This window comes from Alteromonas sp. IB21 (genome assembly GCF_016405965.1).
In the GTDB taxonomy this organism is placed as follows: Bacteria; Pseudomonadota; Gammaproteobacteria; order Enterobacterales; family Alteromonadaceae; genus Alteromonas.
This window is the reverse complement of record NZ_JAEFCD010000023.1, coordinates 7,475-27,015: the sequence shown is the minus strand read 5'-3', so window position 1 is coordinate 27,015 and position 19,541 is coordinate 7,475. Positions and strand designations below refer to the sequence as shown.

General features: G+C 43.8%; 14 protein-coding genes and 1 tRNA gene. 3 read left to right on the top strand and 12 right to left on the bottom strand.

Annotated elements, in window-relative coordinates; genetic code table 11:
• Positions 1-29 precede the first annotated feature (29 nt).
• Positions 30-1,715: a response regulator gene (locus tag JC525_RS14915; protein ID WP_198816528.1), complete on the bottom strand. Its 1,686-nt coding sequence runs from the start codon at positions 1,713-1,715 to the stop codon at positions 30-32.
• A gap of 279 nt (positions 1,716-1,994) precedes the next feature.
• Positions 1,995-2,666, bottom strand: coding sequence for a 2OG-Fe(II) oxygenase (locus JC525_RS14910; RefSeq protein ID WP_198816527.1), 672 nt, complete (start codon positions 2,664-2,666; stop codon positions 1,995-1,997).
• Positions 2,667-3,020: 354 nt separating this feature from the next.
• Here JC525_RS14910 and JC525_RS14905 point away from each other — a divergent pair, with 354 nt between their 5' ends.
• From JC525_RS14905 to rluF, 3 genes are all read left to right on the top strand, one after another.
• Positions 3,021-4,577 (top strand): GNAT family N-acetyltransferase, encoded by a 1,557-nt coding sequence (locus JC525_RS14905; RefSeq protein WP_198816526.1) that lies wholly within the window; start codon positions 3,021-3,023, stop codon positions 4,575-4,577.
• A gap of 215 nt (positions 4,578-4,792) precedes the next feature.
• A complete protein-coding gene (locus tag JC525_RS14900) occupies positions 4,793-5,602 on the top strand; it encodes a hypothetical protein (RefSeq protein WP_198816525.1) in 810 nt (269 codons plus the stop codon).
• 179 nt (positions 5,603-5,781) lie between these two features.
• Complete coding sequence (rluF, locus tag JC525_RS14895; RefSeq protein WP_198816524.1) at positions 5,782-6,534, top strand: 23S rRNA pseudouridine(2604) synthase RluF; 753 nt, start codon at positions 5,782-5,784, stop codon at positions 6,532-6,534.
• Positions 6,535-6,598: 64 nt separating this feature from the next.
• Here rluF and rpsO read toward each other — a convergent pair whose 3' ends face one another.
• From rpsO to JC525_RS14845, 10 genes are all read right to left on the bottom strand, one after another.
• Positions 6,599-6,868, bottom strand: coding sequence for a 30S ribosomal protein S15 (rpsO, locus tag JC525_RS14890; protein WP_025255019.1), 270 nt, complete (start codon positions 6,866-6,868; stop codon positions 6,599-6,601).
• A gap of 111 nt (positions 6,869-6,979) precedes the next feature.
• Positions 6,980-8,260: a hypothetical protein gene (locus tag JC525_RS14885; RefSeq protein ID WP_198816523.1), complete on the bottom strand. Its 1,281-nt coding sequence runs from the start codon at positions 8,258-8,260 to the stop codon at positions 6,980-6,982.
• Between the two features lie 164 nt (positions 8,261-8,424).
• Positions 8,425-9,396 carry a tRNA pseudouridine(55) synthase TruB gene (gene truB, locus JC525_RS14880; RefSeq protein WP_198816522.1) on the bottom strand — a complete coding sequence of 324 codons (972 nt, stop codon included), beginning with the start codon at positions 9,394-9,396 and terminating at the stop codon, positions 8,425-8,427.
• Positions 9,397-9,798 (bottom strand): 30S ribosome-binding factor RbfA, encoded by a 402-nt coding sequence (gene rbfA, locus JC525_RS14875; protein ID WP_198816521.1) that lies wholly within the window; start codon positions 9,796-9,798, stop codon positions 9,397-9,399.
• A gap of 116 nt (positions 9,799-9,914) precedes the next feature.
• A complete protein-coding gene (gene infB, locus JC525_RS14870; RefSeq protein WP_198816520.1) occupies positions 9,915-12,521 on the bottom strand; it encodes a translation initiation factor IF-2 in 2,607 nt (868 codons plus the stop codon).
• A 24-nt stretch (positions 12,522-12,545) separates the two neighbouring features.
• On the bottom strand, positions 12,546-14,042 hold the full coding sequence (gene nusA / locus JC525_RS14865; RefSeq protein WP_198816519.1) for a transcription termination factor NusA: 1,497 nt from the start codon (positions 14,040-14,042) through the stop codon (positions 12,546-12,548).
• Between the two features lie 45 nt (positions 14,043-14,087).
• The gene (gene rimP / locus JC525_RS14860; protein ID WP_198816518.1) at positions 14,088-14,546 is read right to left on the bottom strand and encodes a ribosome maturation factor RimP; all 459 of its coding nucleotides are present in this window, start codon (positions 14,544-14,546) and stop codon (positions 14,088-14,090) included.
• 308 nt (positions 14,547-14,854) lie between these two features.
• Positions 14,855-15,856, bottom strand: coding sequence for a response regulator (locus JC525_RS14855; protein ID WP_198816517.1), 1,002 nt, complete (start codon positions 15,854-15,856; stop codon positions 14,855-14,857).
• A gap of 14 nt (positions 15,857-15,870) precedes the next feature.
• Positions 15,871-19,206, bottom strand: a complete 3,336-nt coding sequence (locus JC525_RS14850; RefSeq protein ID WP_198816516.1) for an MHYT domain-containing protein — start codon at positions 19,204-19,206, stop codon at positions 15,871-15,873.
• Between the two features lie 159 nt (positions 19,207-19,365).
• A tRNA-Met gene (locus JC525_RS14845) sits at positions 19,366-19,442 on the bottom strand.
• Positions 19,443-19,541 lie beyond the last annotated feature (99 nt).

Sequence of the window (19,541 nt, the reverse complement as noted above, 5' to 3'; positions counted from 1 at the left end):
TTTTCGAATTTGAGATAGGGCATCGTGTTTTACGCTTTAGAGACGACCATGCCCACTAAATCAGATGCTTTGGTGTCGTCGACTTCAATGCCAATCAGCTTAACGTACTGATCGCGTTTTTCTGCTTGTGTTGTAGAGAGACCACTAACTTGTAATAGTTTGGCTGCTCGCTGGGCGGTTTTCATTTGTTCATCGGTTAAGGTGTCATCTAAATGAATCTGCGCTATCACTTTAAGCAAGCTTAACGCGATTTGCTTGTCTTTAGGCGATAGCGTTAACGCTTGTCGCAGGTTGTTATAGGCAGGAATTAAGCGGTTTTCTTTATAGTTCACCGTTGCCATCTGCTTAAGCTCTTTCGTTGTAAACTGAATTTCAGTTCTTTCGATTGACTCTTGATTTAAATATTCATTTACCACTTGCGACGTAAACGTATCACCTTCAATCTGCTTTCTAAGCTTATCTAAAATAGTGATGCAGTGTTCACGCATACCGAGTTCATGAAACGCTTTCATTTTATCCAGACTATCTTCCATAGACAGGCCATCCGTAGAAGCAGAGCGGTCTTTCATTAACTTCTCGGCGCTTCTTTTATCATCTCTTAGGCAGAGTACCCTTGCTTTAACCACATCAATTTGCTCACCAAGCTGATTTTGCATGCCTTTTTGATTTTTAAGTTCTTCGAGCTCTGCTTCCGCTTTTTGTAGATACTTTTCTGTATCAGCACTTCCTAAGCTGGTTGCCAGATCTATAGTGGAACGAATCACGTTTAGTGTAAGTTGCGGAGAGTCATGAATAGAGTTTTTGGCAAACTTAGCCATATTCTGTACCGCTGAGAGTTGCCCCGCTTTATCGTGATTGAGTCGAGCTAGATCCCACAGTCGCTTATTTCGTTCTATATTCCGAGGCGCAAGCCTACTTGCTTCTTTCATCTGTTCATACGCAATGTCAAACTGCTCTTTCTCGATAAAATACTGCGCTAGCAAATCAAAGGTTAAGAAGCGAGTGTCTGGGCGCAAAAGTAAATCATCTACAAGAAGCTGGGCTTCTTCTAATTCATCTTGTCGCAACAGAGATCGTGTTAGACCTATGTGGACCCAGGCATGATCCATGGTTTGTAACAAACCTCTAAAATAGTCTTCGGCGGTCCCATAATCGCGAAGCTGTAAAAGACAGTCACCAATTAAGCGTTTTATTCGGGTGTGATATTCTGAAAGCGATGAGTCTTTCAACTGTCGCTCAGCGTAATACATGGCTGTCGAGTAGTCGCCCATTTGCATGCAATGCAACATTTTATGCAGTTTAAGACGAACTTGAATTAAATACTCTAGTCGCGTTTCGATCTTACTTCGCTGTAAAGGTTTGACCCAAAAGTCATCTGGCTGGAGTTCAACAATACAATTGACAAGCTCTGAAGACGTTTCTGCACTGAGAAACACAACCGTTGTTGTATCGTTGATGTAGTTCAAGTGTTTTAGTTCTTCGAAAAGATGAAAGCCATCTTTATCGTGACTAACATTAAATGCCAGCAAAACAAAATCATACTGGCGCGATTCACACAGTCGCTTTGCATGAAACGCGTTGAACGCACTACTTACATTTTTAATTCCAATTTCATGTAATGCGGATGCAATAACATCATGAACAAGCCCCTGGTTATCAATAACCAGTACATGTAGTTCTTCTCGTGGCGTGGGGGCAGGTATTTTTTCCAGCATTAAGCGATCACTTCTAACGTCTTTTCCCTAAGCGGCGCAATAGATCTTTTGGGTAACTCTATTGCGAACTACACTACATTACCTATGAAAGGTGCTCATAATCTTCTGACACATCATTGTAGCACTCACTAAAAAAATCAAGCAGGCAAAGGCAGGATCTAAAATATACCAACCTGTGAAACTTCTACGCGCTTTATGTAGGGTAATATAGCGAAAAGTCATTATACATAAGTCTATGACTTTTGATACCAAGTGCGCTTAACGAGCGCTGACCTATCCTTATCGAGGTGGGTCTAAATTATCATTTACGCTGCCATTTACTCTAAACCAGCCGGCAACAGAATGACGTGTTCGCGTTGCGGGTAATACCTCATGGGGAAAATCTTCGCTTAGAAAAACAACGAAGGTCCCTTTTTTAGGTAATACACGTATGCCAGTAAGATCTTCGCTGTCAGCATACAACACCAGCTCTCCCCCATCTTCACTTTTCCAATCGTCATTTAAATACGCGACCAGTGACAAAACGCGATTGCCTTGCCCCTTGAACGCATCTACATGGCGTTTGTAAAATTTACCGGGTTCGTAGCAAGCAAAATGACTCTCGAAGGAAAATAGCCCCATAAACAGTGAACGATTGATATACTGTTGCATCGCGGAGCACCAATCAAGCCAAAGCGCTCCTTCTGGTGTCGAACCTGTTATCCAACAAATCTCATCACCCCTAACCTCTTCCGCTTTCTGATAATTAAACGCCCGGCCTATGCCTGCTGTTTTATATTCGCCATCCGCGAGCCAACGCTGACGGGTTAAAAGCGCGTCAGTTATGAATTCAGGTAAACCATTCTCTTGAATAGAAAAACCTTTAGAGACAAGGTCATCAACGATGTTCTCAAAAATTAATTCGTCAAAAATATGAAGCGGTTGGTACGAAGTGAGTTGTTCTCTGTTCATCTAATTGTCATTACCTAGAAAATCATCCCAGTTACTTTATTTGGCAGTGTCAGCAAAAGGCGACCGAGGGGAGGCGACGTTATACGCTGAGGTTCATCTTATAGCAATAATCAATTACCCGTTAGCGCCGCAATTTTTTAATCGATAATCGAAAAAATATTAATCGAAGAAGGTAGCGTTTCAAGGTCGCACGCTTCTTGCTTACATTTCATTAGCTATACTTAAATAATTAACATTTCACTTTCACTTAAATAAGATAAATTAAGATGAAAAGTGACATATCTAAGCGCACTATCACTTATCGAAATAGACAGCCTTAGTTTCGCAAGAAATTTTCAGTAAAATGAGTAACCCATGAGTCAAGACCAAACACAAATAGAAGAAACTGAACACCACCTAGATCTGAGACACTTGAGACTAGACGATTACGACGATGTAAAAGCATTGATGGATAAAGTGTACGCCAATGTTGGAGGCGCATGGCCTTATTCTAATTACAAAGCCCAGGTAACCACCTTTCCTGACGGTCAGATTTGTATTGAGGACAAGGGCAAAGTAGTCGCTTTTGCGATTTCAGTAATCGTGGACTACGACCAATTTGGCGACAAACACAGCTACGATGAAATAACTGGCGATGCATACTTAACCACACACGATCCTAACGGCGACGTTCTGTATGGTGTAGAAGTCATCGTTTGTCCTGAATATCGTGGATTGAGATTAGGAAGACGACTTTATGAGGCGCGTAAAGAGTTATGTCGAAACCTAAATTTGAAATCGATTATGGCAGGCGGGCGTATTCCAAATTACAAAAACTATGCTCATGAACTGTCGCCTTATGAGTACATTGAGCAGGTTAAACTGAAAGACATTTACGATCCCATTCTTACTTTCCAACTCTCTAACGGTTTTGAGGTAAAGCAGGTGATGTCGGCTTACCTACCTGAAGATGAAGCCTCGAAGGGATATGCAACATTGCTTCAATGGCACAACATCTACTACGAGCCAGGCACCCCATCTCTTATTGCAAGTAGAAAATCGAGCGCACGTATAGGCTGTATTCAATGGCAAATGCGATATTTCAACAACGTTGAAGAGCTGTTGCAGCAAGTAGAATATTTTGTTGATGCACTATCGGACTATTCATGCGATGTTGCCCTCTTCCCCGAGTTTTTTAATGCGCCTTTAATGGGCCTTAGCCCATCAGAGTCTTCAATAGATGCCATCTGGCACTTAGCTACTTACACCAACGAAATTTTAACCGCCGTCTCTCATTTAGCAGTGTCTTACAATATCACTATTATCGCAGGTTCAATGCCTGTGGTTGAGGAAGAAGAGCTTTATAATGTGAGCTACATCTGCAAGCGTGATGGCACTATTGAAAGCCAATATAAGCTGCACCCCACTCCTCATGAGAAAAAAGATTGGATCATGAAGGGCGGCAACAGCCTTAAGACTTTCGACACAGATTTTGGCAAAATTGGCGTATTAATCTGTTATGACGTTGAATTTCCTGAGCTTGCGCGTATTTTATCTGAGCAGGAAATGCAGATACTCTTTGTGCCATTTTGGACAGATACCAAAAACGGATATCTGCGGGTGCGCCGATGTGCCCAGGCACGAGCGATCGAAAATGAGTGCTATGTCGCTATTGCAGGAAGTGTTGGTAACCTGCCAAAGGTGGACAATGTCGACATCCAGTATGGGCAAACTGCGGTATTTTCACCGAGTGATTTCGCTTTTCCCCATGATGCTATTGTGTCGGAAACGACACCAAATACGGAAATGACGCTTATTGTTGACTTAGATTTAGACAAGCTAACCAAACTTCAAAACGAAGGTTCTGTCCGAAATTATTTGGATAGACGACGTGATCTATATCGTGTCGAGTGGATAGGCGACAAAAACTAAAAAAGCTGGGTAGACGCAACAACACCTAGCTTATAAAAGAAAATAAAAATCACCATGGCTTACGTGGAAAATACGCGCTCCATAAGCCATGGAATTTCTATCAATTTAGCGATAACATAGTGTCGTGCGCAAATATAATAAGGGCTTTCGTGTTATCTGGGTTAGCGATCATGCCTTAATTCGAAAGTACTTCATAAAGAGACATATAACTGACTATGGCAAACAATTCAAAAAACGACGAGTTTCCTACCATCAGGCTTGATGAGGAAGACCGTCGAGATTACCAGACTAAAAGACAGGCGGCACCAACAAAGTCATCGTCTACGCCTCGCTCCTCGCCCTCATCTCAACCACCTTCGAGCAATGGTGGCGGGAATGGTATTTGGGTTACTTTGGTTGCAATTATTGCACTAGCTGCGTGCGGTGGATGCTATTACTTGTATACTTTGTTGGAGCAGCAAAAAACTGTAGCTGACCAGGCGGAAAAGCGCATTATGCAGCTTGAAAACAAGCTTTCTGCGACGGGAGAGGAAATTGGTGAGTCTACCGTTGCGCTGCAGGTTAAGGTTACCGAGCTTAGTAATAAAACTAACGAGCTGTGGGAACAGATGGACAAGCTTTGGGCTTCAGCTTGGCGTCGCAATCAAAAAGAAATTGCCGATTTAGGCGACCGTGTGGGTAATGTGCAAACGGCCGTAAATAAAGACATTAGCGCTGTGTCTGAAGACGTTAAATCTCAGTCGGCCGCAATTGGTTCCATTAAAAATCAATTAGCTTCTCTCGCCGACGAATTACTGTCTGTAAATGTTCAACTAGAACAGGCAGCAAGTGATAAGCAAAGTGCTCAGCAAAGCGTGCGCAACCTAAGTGATAAGCTTTCTGTGCTTGAGCAACGCAACACCACCCTTTCAGGTAGAATCACTAGCATGGAAAATGAAATCCGAGAAATAGCGACAAAGGTAGTGTCTAGTGGCGGTGCATCAAGTGGGGGTGGTTCTGCACCATCAACCGGAACAGACGAATAGGATTGCAATGTACCTACCACTGCAGATACAACCGCTTTTAACGCCTTTGTACAAACCGAAGCACGCATAAAAGTGAAAGAAAATATGAAAGGGGCTTACCGCCCCTTTCGTTTTTTAAAAATTAGACTGAGGCGTGATAACATCGACCTCTTTCAAACATCTACAGGAAACACCGCGCAATGAGTGACCAAGCGCTAAAACGTTTAAATAAATATATCAGCGACACAGGCCTCTGTTCACGTCGTGAAGCTGACAAACTCATTGAGCAGAACCGCGTTAGTGTAAACAATCATCCCCCAGAGTTAGGTACAAAGATAGGCCCAAATGACATCGTAAAAGTTGATGGCAAGATTGTTGGGGTGGTGGCAAAAGACAAATCTGATCGGGTCTACATCGTTTACAACAAACCCATAGGTATAACTTGTACCACCGAACGCCATGTTAAAGGAAATATCATAGACGCCATTGGCCACAAAGACCGGATATTCCCTGTTGGTAGGCTTGATAAGCCATCTGAAGGCTTAATAATACTGACAAGCGATGGCGATATTGTGAATAAGATTCTACGTGCCGAAAACGCTCACGACAAAGAATACGAAGTTACGGTTAATCAACCTATAAGCGAACGCTTTGTGAAACGCATGGCCCGTGGCGTGCCTATATTAGGTACAGTGACAAAGCCCTGTATTGTAAAACCTACTGGTAAGGCTCAGTTTACGATTATTCTTACCCAAGGCCTTAACCGCCAAATACGCAGAATGTGCGAATTTCTCGGGTATGAGGTGACTAAATTAAAGCGTACCCGCATCATGCACCTTGAACTTGGCACACTGAGACCGGGTCAATGGCGTAATTTAACGGAAAGAGAACTCAAAACGCTCAACAATGCGGTAAAAGACTCTTCGAAGGTGGCGAAAGATCTGCCGGAATAGGTTTCGGCAGCGTCTTAAGATACAAAAAAAGCGCCCAATGGGCGCTTTTCTTTGAAACCTAGTCTTATCGACGTAGACCTAGACGCTTGATAAGGTCAAGGTAACGCTCAGCGTTCTTGCCTTTAAGGTAGTCTAGAAGCTTACGACGCTGGCTAACCATGCGTAGAAGACCACGACGTGAATGGTGATCTTTCTTGTGATCAGCAAAGTGACCTTGAAGCTTGTTGATGTTGTGAGTTAGCAAAGCAACTTGAACTTCTGGTGAACCAGTGTCGCCTTCTTTAACGCCGTACTCAGCAATAATTTTTGCGGTTTCTTCTTTAGTTAGTGACATATCATTCTCCTAATATTAATGCTTCGCCGATCACTAATTCAGCAAAGCGGAATGAGCGCCGTATTATAATGACGTTTGCTCAGTTAGCAAGGACTCTAAAGCGTATTTTCATTAGTTGGTGCTATTTAATCCTCGGTACAGCGGGCCGAGCTTTTTCTTTATCTCAGTTTTATAAGTAAGTCCGTCTAAAAAGCGTTCGGCACGCTCACTGCTTTTTTCTTTATAGCTGCGGTAAACAAAGAGTGCTATTTCTATCTGAGATTTTTGGTCATGTACTAAAGAAAGCTTATTTTCGACGAACTCTGGATGATTGCGCGCGCTACTATATAACACGTTCATAATGGCACGCTGTGTATCAATACCTGTTTGTCGTTGCACCCACTCTAGCGCCTCTTGTGGCTCTATATTAGCGATAAGATCAGCGGCATACTCAACATCTGTTTTATAGTTCTCTTCTACACTCTGTGCAACATACCAAGAAGCTGCTTCTACAGGAGCTACGTGAAAATAATTATTGAATATTTCCTTTTTGATTTCTCGCGTTTCGTCATTATCTTCCAGTGAAGCAACCCAGGTTTTTACGCCTTCTACGTCGTTTCGAGTCCATTGCTGAAGGTGACTGCGTTCAATTTGTTTATCATTTTGATCCTCAACTACCGGCAAAATATTAATAAACTCACTCGACGTTTCTAATGCGCTAAAGACACCATTAAATGCAAGCCGTCTTTCGTTGTCTGATTTAAGTAAAGAAATAGAGTTAATAGCATTAAACACGTCTTTTTTGGCCATCTCTTGAAATATTAACATGGCAAAAATGCTATTTTGGAGCGATGGCGTCTGGGCATCAGCATTTTGATTGATAAACCAATCTAGGGCTTCGGCCGGAGCTTGATTTGCCCAGTTTGCAATGACCGACACCTTTATTTGCATTTTGAACTCAGGGTTTCCCACTAAATTATTTGCAAAATCAATAGCCCGGTTGGGATTAAGCTCGACTAGGCGAGTTACCATTGAGAAAAGTAAGACCGCATTTTCGATTGATATAGCTGAAACATCCCAGTCAGATAACGCTTTTATAACGGAAGCTTCATCCATCTCACTAATAAGCGTAATGAAAGCCCCTGTTTCTTTTAAACTGAGCCTTGTTTTCTCACGCAACCATAAATCAATATCAACCTTAACAGGCTCACTTGTTTTTACAGAAATATGCTCAGGATTTGTGAAGTCGGTATCAAATAATTCTTTATGAACAGTCTTGTTTTCAACTCCACTTACATTATCTGAGTGAGTTTCAATACTATCTGCCGTGGCTGTTAGTGAAGCATTTAGCCAAAAGCCTAGCATAAATGCGATGCATACCGAGCAGAGCCAAGTGAATATCCTTTTTTTCATTAAACTGCAATCCTATTTGAAAAACATTAACGAGGTAACAACGCGATGTGAGGCGTAGAGGCAACCTCTCATCTAATCTAAACGATTTATATCTAACCATAAAAAAGCCCAGCTTGATAGCTGGGCTTTACCAGAATATGGCAATGGTTGCACAGACAGTAACGTTAGCTGTAAACAACTCGACGTTTTGGGTTAACAAACACTTCTTGTTTAGGTATGCCTTGATCTTTTGGGTCAAGGACTCCTTCCCCTACGCCGAGAAAGATACCTTTGGTATCAACCCCGTGATAGACCCGGTAGGATATCCCTTCACGAAGTGCTTCGCTGCACTTCCCTTTAACCGATTGTCCATTGTCAAAGCGGTTTCTTTCAGCGTCGTTGATAATCACGATTGGCAAGCGACTTACAGCAGTATCCATAGGAATCAATAAGTCATCCAACGCTTTAAAATCATCTTCTTCCAGCGATTCCTGAATTTCAATCAACTTATCCAGCGATACCATTTTATCCGTAGGATAGTCTGCGACTTCCGTACGATGTAAGCGGGTCACATAAGCGCCACAGCCTAGGTTCTGCCCTAAGTCGTCAACGATAGAACGAATATAGGTACCTTTACTGCACTTAATGCGCATATCGACATAAGGTAGTTCAATTCGCAGCACGTCAAGTTCATACACTTCAATATCTCGGGGCTCACGCTCGATGTCTATACCTTGACGGGCATAGTGATAAAGGGGTTTACCTTGATGTTTAAGCGCTGAAAACATGGACGGGATTTGTTTGCTCTTACCAAGAAATGCCAAGCACGCATCACGCACTTGTTCTTCATTCACTTCAACAGGTTTTTCTTCAACCACTTCACCGTCTGCATCAGACGTGGTTGTGCGCACGCCCAATTGAGCCGTTACCTCGTAGGTTTTTTCGGCATCCAGAAGAAACTGAGAAAACTTAGTGGCCTCGCCTAAACACAGCGGTAACATTCCGCTAGCAAGGGGATCGAGAGCCCCCGTATGCCCAGCCTTAGAAGCCTTATACAACCATCTTACTTTCTGTAGAAGCTGGTTTGAAGAGCCGCCCAGTGGTTTATCAAGCAATACAATGCCGTTGATATCACGGCCTTTACGACGTCTTGCCATCTACTCCTGCTCTTGTGAATCGTCTTGCTCGCGCTTTGACTCATCTTTTGCAATGGTCTGTGACACAAGATTAGAAATGCGCATACCTTCAATAATTGACCTGTCTTCGAAAAAATGAAGGTCGGGTACTGAACGCATGCGAAGACGTTTAGCTAGGATACTGCGAATAAATTTCTTGTATTCAACAAGCTGCTTAATTTGCAACTTGCCTTCTTCTTCAGTGCTATTGTAAATCGTCACAAAGATTTTTGCGTGCGCTAAGTCGCGCGACACGTCAACATCAGAGACAGTTATTAATGGCATGTCTCCAACACGGTGCTTATATTCATTTTGCAGAATGCTCGCCACTTCTTTATGAACTTGCTGAGCGACTCTGTCGGTACGTGAAAATTCACGGGCCATTTGTACTCTCCTTTCCTTATTTAACTTTCAGACATGCATCAGGCCTGCTTTTTAGATACAGACAAAAACGGGAGCACTCGGCCCCCGTCTTTCACATGCCGAATTAACTAAGGCAATTAAATTTCGCGTTTAACCTCAATGATTTCGAAGACCTCAATTTGGTCACCTACTTTCACGTCATTGTAGTTTTTAACGCCAATACCACATTCCATACCGCTACGAACGTCTTGAACATCGTCTTTAAAGCGACGCAGTGACTCAAGCTCACCTTCGTAAATTACTACGTTGTCACGAAGTACACGGATTGGGTTACTACGCTTAACGTTACCTTCGGTAACCATACAGCCGGCAATTGCACCAAGTTTCGGTGACTTGAACACATCACGTACTTCTGCAAGACCAATGATTTCCTGCTTGAATTCTGGTGCAAGCATACCACTCATGGCCGCTTTAACTTCATCAATTAGGTTGTAGATAACGCTGTAGTAACGTAAATCGATTTCTTCTGCTTCTAATACGCGACGTGCTGTTGCATCGGCACGAACGTTAAAGCCAAGTACGATAGCACCTGATGCAGCCGCAAGGGTTGCGTCAGTTTCAGTAATACCACCTACACCGCTACCTACAATGTTCACTTTAACTTCAGCAGTAGAAAGCTTAACAAGTGATTCAGAAATCGCTTCAACAGAGCCCTGTACATCGGCTTTAAGCACGATGTTAAGTTCGCTCACATCACCTGACTCCATGTTTGCAAACATGTTTTCAAGTTTCGCTTTTTGCTGACGAGCGAGTTTAAGCTCACGCTTCTTCTGATGGCGCTTGGCGGCAACTTCACGAGCTTTACGCTCATCTTTAACAACAGCGGCATCTTCACCTGCGACAGGGACACCTGACAAGCCAAGTACTTCTACTGGTGTAGACGGGCCTGCAACTTTCATGTCTTGACCATTTTCGTCGCGCATAGCACGAACGCGTCCGTACTCTTCACCACACAGCAGGATATCGCCAGGACGTAATTGACCTTCCTGAACCAATACTGAAGCTACCGGACCACGACCTTTGTCAAGGCGAGACTCGATAACAATACCTCGGCCAGGGCCTTCAGCGACCGCTTGCAAATCAAGCAGCTCTGCTTGCAGAACGATAGCTTCTAAGAGGCCATCAATGCCCATACCGGTTTTAGCCGATACGTTACAGAACTGGTGCTCACCGCCCCACTCTTCTGAGATAACTTCAAGTTGAGATAGCTCAGTTTTGACGCGATCTGGATCGGCTGTTTCTTTATCCATTTTGTTCACTGCAACGATAAGAGGTACGCCAGCAGCACGAGCGTGCTGTACCGCTTCTTTCGTTTGCGGCATTACACCGTCATCAGCAGCAACAACCAAGATAACGATATCTGTTGCCGTAGCACCACGAGCACGCATCGCTGTAAATGCAGCGTGTCCAGGTGTATCAAGGAACGTGATTTCACCGTTGTCCGTTTCTACTTTATAGGCACCGATGTGCTGAGTAATACCACCCGCTTCACCATCTGCTACCTTCGCGCGGCGAATGTAGTCAAGTAATGATGTTTTACCATGGTCAACGTGACCCATAATAGTTACAACAGGTGCACGACTACTTTTGATGCCATCCATGCCCTCTGCTAACAACTCGTCTTCTAACGCATTGTCGTTTACAAGCTCGTATTTATGGCCCATTTCTTCAATAACTAGTACCGCAGTATCTTGGTCTAGTACTTGGTTAATGGTTGCCATTTCGCCCATCTTCATCATCGTTTTGATAACTTCGTTAGACTTAATAGCAAGCTTACTTGCCAATTCGCCTACGGTGATGGTTGCGCCAAGCTTAACAACACGCTCGACAGGTGCTGCTGGCTTGTTAAAGCCTTGCTTAAGATGTTCACCGGCGTTTTTCTTCGACTTACGACGACGACGAGATGAACGCTCAACCTGCATATCTTCTTCGTCTTCTGCTTCTTGCGCATAACGATTAGAGTGCAAGTGAACTTCTTCTGCTTCTGCTTTCTTACGACGCTCTTCTTCTTCTTTCCAGCGACGCTCGTTTTCTTCCGCTAGTTTACGCGCTTCTTCAGCCGCTTTCTTTGCGTCTTCCTCAAGCTTCTTCTGCGCTTCTTCTTCTTGCGCTTTGCGTAAACGTTCTTCTTCTTGGCGAGCCGCTTCCGCTTCTGCTTTCTCAGCTTCGCTTAATTCAGGCTCGTCTTTCTTACGTGCCTCTGCTTCTTTTTTCGCTTGCTCAGCACGACGAGCGCGCTCTTCCTCAGCCGCTTTTTTCGCTTCTTGTGCTTTACGCGCTTTTTCTTCAGCTGCTTTTTTCGCTTCCGCCGCAGCTTTCTCTTCTGCTTCACGCTTCAGACGTGCTTCTTCTTCAAGACGCTTCGCCTCTTCTTCCGCTTGGCGCTGCTGTTCTTCAATGTCGCTACGCTTAACGTAAGTGCGCTTTTTGCGTACTTCTACTTTCACTTCTTTAGACTTACCAACACTTAGTGTGCTTGTTGTCTTACGCTTAAGTGTCATGCGCGTTGGTTCAGCTGCGCTGCCGTGTTGCTTACTTAAATGATCCAATAGTTTTTGTTTCTCGTCTTCGTTTACCTGATCGCCGGCACTCTTAGAGATACCCGCGTCTTTAAACTGGCCAACCAATCGGTCAACGGTCGTACCAATGTCGCTGGCGAGCTTTTCAATAGATACATCTGCCATTACGTAATTTTCCCCCTGTTGACCTTACTCTTCTTCACTGAACCATACGATATTACGAGCCGCCATGATTAATGCACCGGCTTTCTCATCGTCTAGTTCATCGATATCACTGATATCATCGGTACCTTGTTCTGCTAATTCTTCTAGGTCAGTAACACCGCGGCTGGCCAACACATAAGCCACGTGTTTACTCATACCTTCAAGATTTAATAAGGCTTCGGTAGGTTCTGCACCTTCAAGCGATTCTTCGTTTGCTAGTGCACGCGTGGTTAAGAAAGCACGCGCTCTGTTGCGCAGCTCTTCAACCATTTCTTCATCTAACCCTTCAACCGCTAGAAGTTCACTTGCCGGCACATATGCCACTTCTTCTAGTGTTGTAAAGCCTTCATCTACTAGGACAGACGCAAACTCTTCATCGATGTCCAAACCAGCAGTAAATAGATTAAGTACCTTCGCGTTTTCTTCTTCGTGTTTCTTGTTGAGATCGTCAACCGTCATCACGTTAAGCTCCCAGCCAGTCAGTTGGCTAGCTAGGCGCACGTTTTGACCACTACGGCCAATTGCTTGCGCTAAGTTGTCTGCTTCAACGGCGACGTCCATCGTGTTGCTGTCTTCGTCCACAACAATAGACGCTACCTCAGCTGGTGCCATTGCATTGATAACGAATTGCGCTGGATTTTCATCCCAAAGCACGATATCAACACGCTCACCGCCAAGTTCACCCGACACGGCTTGTACACGTGAACCACGCATACCCACACACGCACCCACTGGATCTAAACGTTTGTCGTTAGTTTTAACGGCAATTTTTGCACGAGAACCAGGATCGCGAGCTGCAGATTTAATTTCTAGTGTTTCTTCCGCTATTTCTGGCACTTCTAAGCGGAATAGTTCAACTAGCATATCTGGATGCGTACGACTGATAAATAACTGTGCACCGCGCGCTTCTGGACGAATTACGTATAGCAGGCCGCGTACGCGGTCACCCGGACGGAAGGTTTCGCGAGGAAGCATATCATCGCGATAAATAACACCTTCAGCATTGTTACCTAAATCAATGATAATGTTATCGCGGTTAACTTTCTTAACCGTACCTGTTACCAGCTCACCGACTTTGTCTTCATACTCAGCAATCATCTGCTGACGCTCAGCTTCACGTACTTTTTGAACAATAACTTGCTTAGCGGTTTGCGTAGTTATGCGGTCGAATTTTATAGATTCAATCTGTTCTTCTACATAATCGCCAAGTTGTATCTCAGGTTCGTCGATTTGCGCCGCAGAAATCGTAATTTCGGCAAATGGATTTTCCTGTTCTTGATCATCTGGAATTACTAACCAGCGACGGAATGTGTCAAAGTCACCTGTCGATCTGTCGATGCTTACACGAACTTCAATTTCGCCTTCGTTTTTCTTTTTCGTTGCGCTGGCAATTGCAAACTCTAGCGCTTCAAAAATTTTCTCTCTAGGCACTTGTTTTTCATTTGAAACGGCTTCCGCCACTAACAAAATTTCTTTATTCATTTTCGCCTCACTTTTGCCTTCTTCGATGAAAGCAGAGCTGTTCCGTTAATCGAACGTGGGAACAACGTTACCTTTTTCGATATTCGCCACAGCTAACTGGAACTGCTGGCCGTCCACTTCAATACTTATCATGCCGTCTTCGCAAGCAAGTACTTTGCCTTTAAAATTACGTCTGTCTCCCATCGGCATAGACAAACGAACTTGAACTACTTCACCCACAGACTCAATGTAGTGCTTTTCTTTGAAAAGCGGTCTGTCCATACCTGGTGATGACACTTCCAAGTTATATTCAGTACTTATTGGATCTTCTACATCCAAAATTGCGCTAACCTGATGACTTACATCTGCACAATCATCTACGGTAATACCGTTTTCATGATCAATAAAAACACGAAGAATCGAATGTTTCCCCGCTCGAACAAACTCGATACCAACCAGCTCGAAACCCAGCGCTTCCACACCTGGCTCTAACATTTCGGTTAGTTTCTCTTCAAGTTTTGCCAATGCAAACCTCCAAAAACGAAAAAAGGGCCTAAAGCCCACCTGTCATCACCCGGCTCAGCGAGGCTGACTCCAGGTTTTAATACAACAAAAAGCCCCGGACTAGCGGGGCTTTTATTAAAATTCTGAACCCATACCTGCCAGCGAGGGCAGTTGCAAACCTATGGGTAAAACCACCGTTAGGTGATAGCTTGCTATGGATGAAGGCGTTACTTTCCTGAACACTCATTTCTGAACTCTGAGGGAGCCCGCTTTCATCACTCGATGGATGTATTATACGTACAGGTGACACATTAAGCAACAGCCAATACTTACTCTTCGTCTTTGAAGGTTGCTCTTATCTCCAAGATTTTGGGCAATATCTCTATCATTAGGTCTACCAATCTAGGTTCAAAATGCTTACCTTTTTGACTCTTCAGAAAATCTACAGTTGCCTCGATACTCCATGCTTCTTTATACGGCCGCTTACTGGTCAGTGCGTCAAACACATCAGCAATGGCACAAATACGCCCTTCAATAGGAATATCCTCACCTGTTAACCCTTTAGGATAGCCAGTGCCATCCCACTTTTCATGGTGAGTTAACGATACAGACTTAGCGACATTTAACAAAACAGAGTCACCACAATCACCAATAATTTCGGCCCCTATCTCAGGGTGATGCTTCATGGTCGCAAATTCTTCGTCGGTCAATTTACCTGGCTTGAGCATGATACTGTCGGCAATGCCTATTTTTCCTATATCATGCATAGGGGCTGCATGTAGTAATATTTCTGCCTGCTGTGCTGTCAGCCCGTAGGCGAGTGCCAACTCTTTAGCAAAATGACTCATGCGCATGACGTGCATACCGGTTTCGTTATCTTTATACTCCGCCGCTTTACCCAATCGTTGCACAACCTGAAGACGACTGTTAAGCAACTCATCTGCTTGCACAAGGCTAAGGTGTGTTTTCACCCGTGCTCTTACAATAGCTGGAGATATCGGCTTAGTGATATAGTCAACTGCACCAGCATCAAAGCCCTCGGCTTCATCATGCTCATCATTTAAAGCAGTAACAAAAATAATAGGAATATGCTTGGTTTTGTTTTGCTGCTTTAGATGACGGCATACTTCAAAACCCGTTAACCCTGGCATCATCACATCGAGGAGAATTAAATTAGGTAGCCTAGTCTCTGCGAGCTTAATCGCCTCTTCACCATTTTTTGCGAATATCAGCTGACATTCTGACTCGAGAAGCCGCTTTAAAACGCGAAGGTTAACGGGCTCGTCGTCAACAAGAAGTAATGTTGGTTGTGCAATTTCAATGTCTAACATGCCGTATCTCTAAACTACTTTAACTTTTCGATGAGCGCTCTGATACCCTTTTGCGCTAGTTCAAACTCAAAATCATCAATATCAAGGAGTATTTGGCTAACCTCATCGTTATACGTTGTTTGCGCGGCCTCACGCAAAACGACCAACTCCTCTTCGTTGACCATGTTTTGTTCAACGCTTGTCAGCAACGTCTTGAGGTGTTCGAGGATGAGTTCGTTGTCGATGATTTCATTTATAACATCTTCGGCATAAAGTGGGGACTCGCTCAACATTAATTCAATTTTATCTAACGCCTCTCTTAAAGCGGTAATGTCATCTATATTCACCGTCGATTTGAGGGCTTGAGACTCAATCTCGCTTGCTATTTTAAAGAATGTTGTTAAACCCAAGTTACCTGATGTACCTTTTAATCGGTGTGCCTGTGTCGTTACATTAGCGTAATCTTCTCTTATGGCTGTATTCATCAATTCGTTTATTTGGTCACGACACGAAGACGTAAATTTGTCTAATTCTCGAAGAACCACTTCTTCACTGCCCCATAACTCAATCGCTTTGTTTATGTCTATGATGTTTTTTTCAGCCACGAGAGTAGACACAGAATTTCCTTGTGACGGCTCTTCACTGTGCACTGAGGTTTTGCGGCTTTTTACGTTCAGCACTCGTGCCATCTCATCCATTAATGAAGAAAAATCTACAGGCTTATTCGCGAAGCCTTCCATGCCCGCTTGCTGGGCCGCGTGTTTATCTTGAACGAGTACGCTGGCCGTCAAAGCAATGATTGGGGTAGCTGGTAGTCCCTGTTCTTTTTCAAATAGCCTTCGTTGTTTTGCTGCCTCTAAACCATCCATTTCCGGCATTTGTAAATCCATCAAAACGATATCAAAGGCTTGCTCGCGCATTTTTTCCAATGCTTCTACGCCATTTGATGCAGTTTCTACCATATGACCAGAGCGTGTAAGCAACAGCGTGAGCAACTCTATATTTTGCAAAACGTCGTCAACGACCAATACCTTCAAGATAACGTCAAGATACGTTGTTTTTTCACTACCTGCAGGCACACTATTTTCAGAAAATTCTGTAGCTTCAAGCGGAAGCTTAAAGGAAAATGTGGACCCTTTGTTTTCTTCGCTTTTTGCGCAAATAGTACCACCCATTAACTCCACGAGCTGTTTAGAAATTGTCGTTCCTAATCCTGTGCCACCGTATTTCCTGCTCATCGACGCGTCGGCTTGTGAAAAGGGGTCAAAAACCCTGTCAAGTTGCTCTTTAGTCATACCAATACCGGTATCTACCACATCAAAACAAACAAAATCTTCATCACTTTTTACATTAATGACCACTTTGCCTTGATGGGTAAATTTGACCGCATTTCCAATCAAGTTATTGAGGACTTGTCGAATACGCTCGGGCACACCTCGATAGCATGCAGCGACGTGTTCATCCACATGAAGGATTAATTCAACTTTTTTCCGTTTGGCTTCTAACCAGAATGTTGATACGACCAAATCGAGCTCTTCACGAATAAGAAAATCCCGATAATCCAATTCGAGCTTCCCTTTGTCTAATTTAGCGCTATCTAAAATGTCGTTTAGTAGATGAAGAAGGGACCGCGCTGAGCGATTTATGGTGGTAAGGTGAGATTTTTGCTCGTCTAATAATTCTTCACCAAGCATGAGATCACTAAAGCCAATAATGGCATTCATTGGCGTGCGGATCTCGTGACTCATATTTGCAAGAAATGCGGTGCGAGTTGCTGCCGCTAACTCTGCTTTTTCTTTTGCAGCTTTAAGCTCTTCTTCCATAACGCGCCTATGCGTTATATCCGAGATGAAGCCATCCATATATAGTACGTTTCCATCATCGTCTTTAACGTGGACGCCATGTTCTGTTACCCATTTCACGTCGCCAGACTTTGCAATAATGCGGTATTCAAATGAAAACCCGCCAGCGTCGCTATCAATATTTGAAAACATTTCCACATCATCGGGGTGGTAAAGCTCTGAAAACGAACGTTTAGGACTGGGCAAAACAAAATCTTCGGGAGGATAGCCTGTAAGTTCTATTACTGCATCACTAATAAAAACCATCGGCCAATCTGGATTAACAAGACAACGGTAAGCCACACCGGGAATATTGGAAATTAGACTTCTAAATTTAGCTTCACTTTCTCGAAGCGCATTTTCCATTTCTTTTCTTTTACGCAAATCGGAAACAAAAGAGACGAAGACTGTTTTCCCATCTAATTTGGTGGCCCCCACTCCAACGCGGACAGGTATCTTCTCACCATTTTTCCTTAATATTTCTGCTTCTCGCCCGGTACCGATAACTTGTTCTGTAGGCACAACGCGTTGACTGAAAAAATCGTCACCATATAGATAGCGTTTTTCATGGGGAATAACGACTGAAGCATGCTGTCCAACTAATTCATCGGGTGTGAAACCATAAATATCTTCAACCGCTGGGTTTGCTGTTTTAATGATACCCTTGTCATCGACAGTGAGGATAGCATCGACCGCTGTATCCGTTATTGCTCTTTGAACCCGCTCGCTTTCAATGGCTCTGACCATTACATCGCGGTATTTGAACAGGAGACTTATACCTAATACCATCGTGATTAATGTAAGGGTAACAAGGGCGATAGAGACAGCAAGAAACACTGCAATACCCGATGATTGGGTAGATGTTTCCATACCTGGCGGTAAAACAAATCGAGCGGCAGCCATGCCGGTATAGTGCATACCTGATATTGCGCCCCCCATAACCACACTTGCCAATACTAAGTGCTTTCCAAGGAAGTTATTCGACCTTGTTGCTTTTTTAATACCGAATTTTATCCAAAGTGCGAGCATAGCGAGTAGCACTGCCACCACGATAGACAAGGCAAACATAGGAAGGTCATATCGCAACAATGGCGCCATTTCCATTGCTGCCATGCCGCTGTAATGCATTGTCCCAATACCTGAACCAACCAGTACACCGCCTAGTAAAATCTCACCTGCGCTAATACGCGACTTAGTTAAAAGGTAAAGCGCTACCCACGCGGCGGCTACGCCCGGTAATGCCGACAACCCCGTTAGCGTAGCGCTGTAACTTACAGGTGTGCACAATTCAAAGGCTGTCATACCTAAAAAATGCATAGACCAGATCCCGCCGCCTAGCGCGACACTTCCAGTCCCTAAAAGAATATTCCGACGTAGATTGTCTTTTGTAATAGCCGCTTGTTCAGCAACGTTAAACGCCATAAACGATGCAAACATGGCAACTAAGAGTGATAAGACAACCAAGGGAAAGTGATACGCACCTTCAAGTAAGGTAGCGTGCTCGTCAAAAGTAAAAAAGCGGGAAATCATAACGCGGCCAAACTACCTTATATGCAATTATTTAATTGGCGTGTTCAGATCATAATCATACACCGTCGTAGTGTAGTCGTTAATTTACTGTTTGTAATGTAGACAAAAGTCAGTCAACAGTAGAAATAAAAAAACCCAGCGAATGCTGGGTTTCTTATGTGGTTGCGGGAGCAGGATTTGAACCTACGACCTTCGGGTTATGAGCCCGACGAGCTACCAGACTGCTCCATCCCGCGTCTGTACGGTAAGCTTGCTAAGCAAGACTTTTCTGGTTTCTTATGTGGTTGCGGGAGCAGGATTTGAACCTACGACCTTCGGGTTATGAGCCCGACGAG

What these genes read in the sequence shown, in the direction of transcription:
- JC525_RS14915 (WP_198816528.1), bottom strand. Translation starts at nt 1,715, where the DNA reads ATGCTGGAAAAAATACCTGCCCCCACGCCACGAGAAGAACTACATGTA.
- JC525_RS14855 (WP_198816517.1), bottom strand. Translation starts at nt 15,856, where the DNA reads ATGTTAGACATTGAAATTGCACAACCAACATTACTTCTTGTTGACGAC.
- JC525_RS14885 (WP_198816523.1), bottom strand. Translation starts at nt 8,260, where the DNA reads ATGAAAAAAAGGATATTCACTTGGCTCTGCTCGGTATGCATCGCATTT.
- infB (WP_198816520.1), bottom strand. Translation starts at nt 12,521, where the DNA reads ATGGCAGATGTATCTATTGAAAAGCTCGCCAGCGACATTGGTACGACC.
- truB (WP_198816522.1), bottom strand. Translation starts at nt 9,396, where the DNA reads ATGGCAAGACGTCGTAAAGGCCGTGATATCAACGGCATTGTATTGCTT.
- JC525_RS14850 (WP_198816516.1), bottom strand. Translation starts at nt 19,206, where the DNA reads ATGATTTCCCGCTTTTTTACTTTTGACGAGCACGCTACCTTACTTGAA.
- JC525_RS14900 (WP_198816525.1), top strand. Translation starts at nt 4,793, where the DNA reads ATGGCAAACAATTCAAAAAACGACGAGTTTCCTACCATCAGGCTTGAT.
- nusA (WP_198816519.1), bottom strand. Translation starts at nt 14,042, where the DNA reads ATGAATAAAGAAATTTTGTTAGTGGCGGAAGCCGTTTCAAATGAAAAA.
- rbfA (WP_198816521.1), bottom strand. Translation starts at nt 9,798, where the DNA reads ATGGCCCGTGAATTTTCACGTACCGACAGAGTCGCTCAGCAAGTTCAT.
- JC525_RS14905 (WP_198816526.1), top strand. Translation starts at nt 3,021, where the DNA reads ATGAGTCAAGACCAAACACAAATAGAAGAAACTGAACACCACCTAGAT.
- rluF (WP_198816524.1), top strand. Translation starts at nt 5,782, where the DNA reads ATGAGTGACCAAGCGCTAAAACGTTTAAATAAATATATCAGCGACACA.
- rpsO (WP_025255019.1), bottom strand. Translation starts at nt 6,868, where the DNA reads ATGTCACTAACTAAAGAAGAAACCGCAAAAATTATTGCTGAGTACGGC.
- JC525_RS14910 (WP_198816527.1), bottom strand. Translation starts at nt 2,666, where the DNA reads ATGAACAGAGAACAACTCACTTCGTACCAACCGCTTCATATTTTTGAC.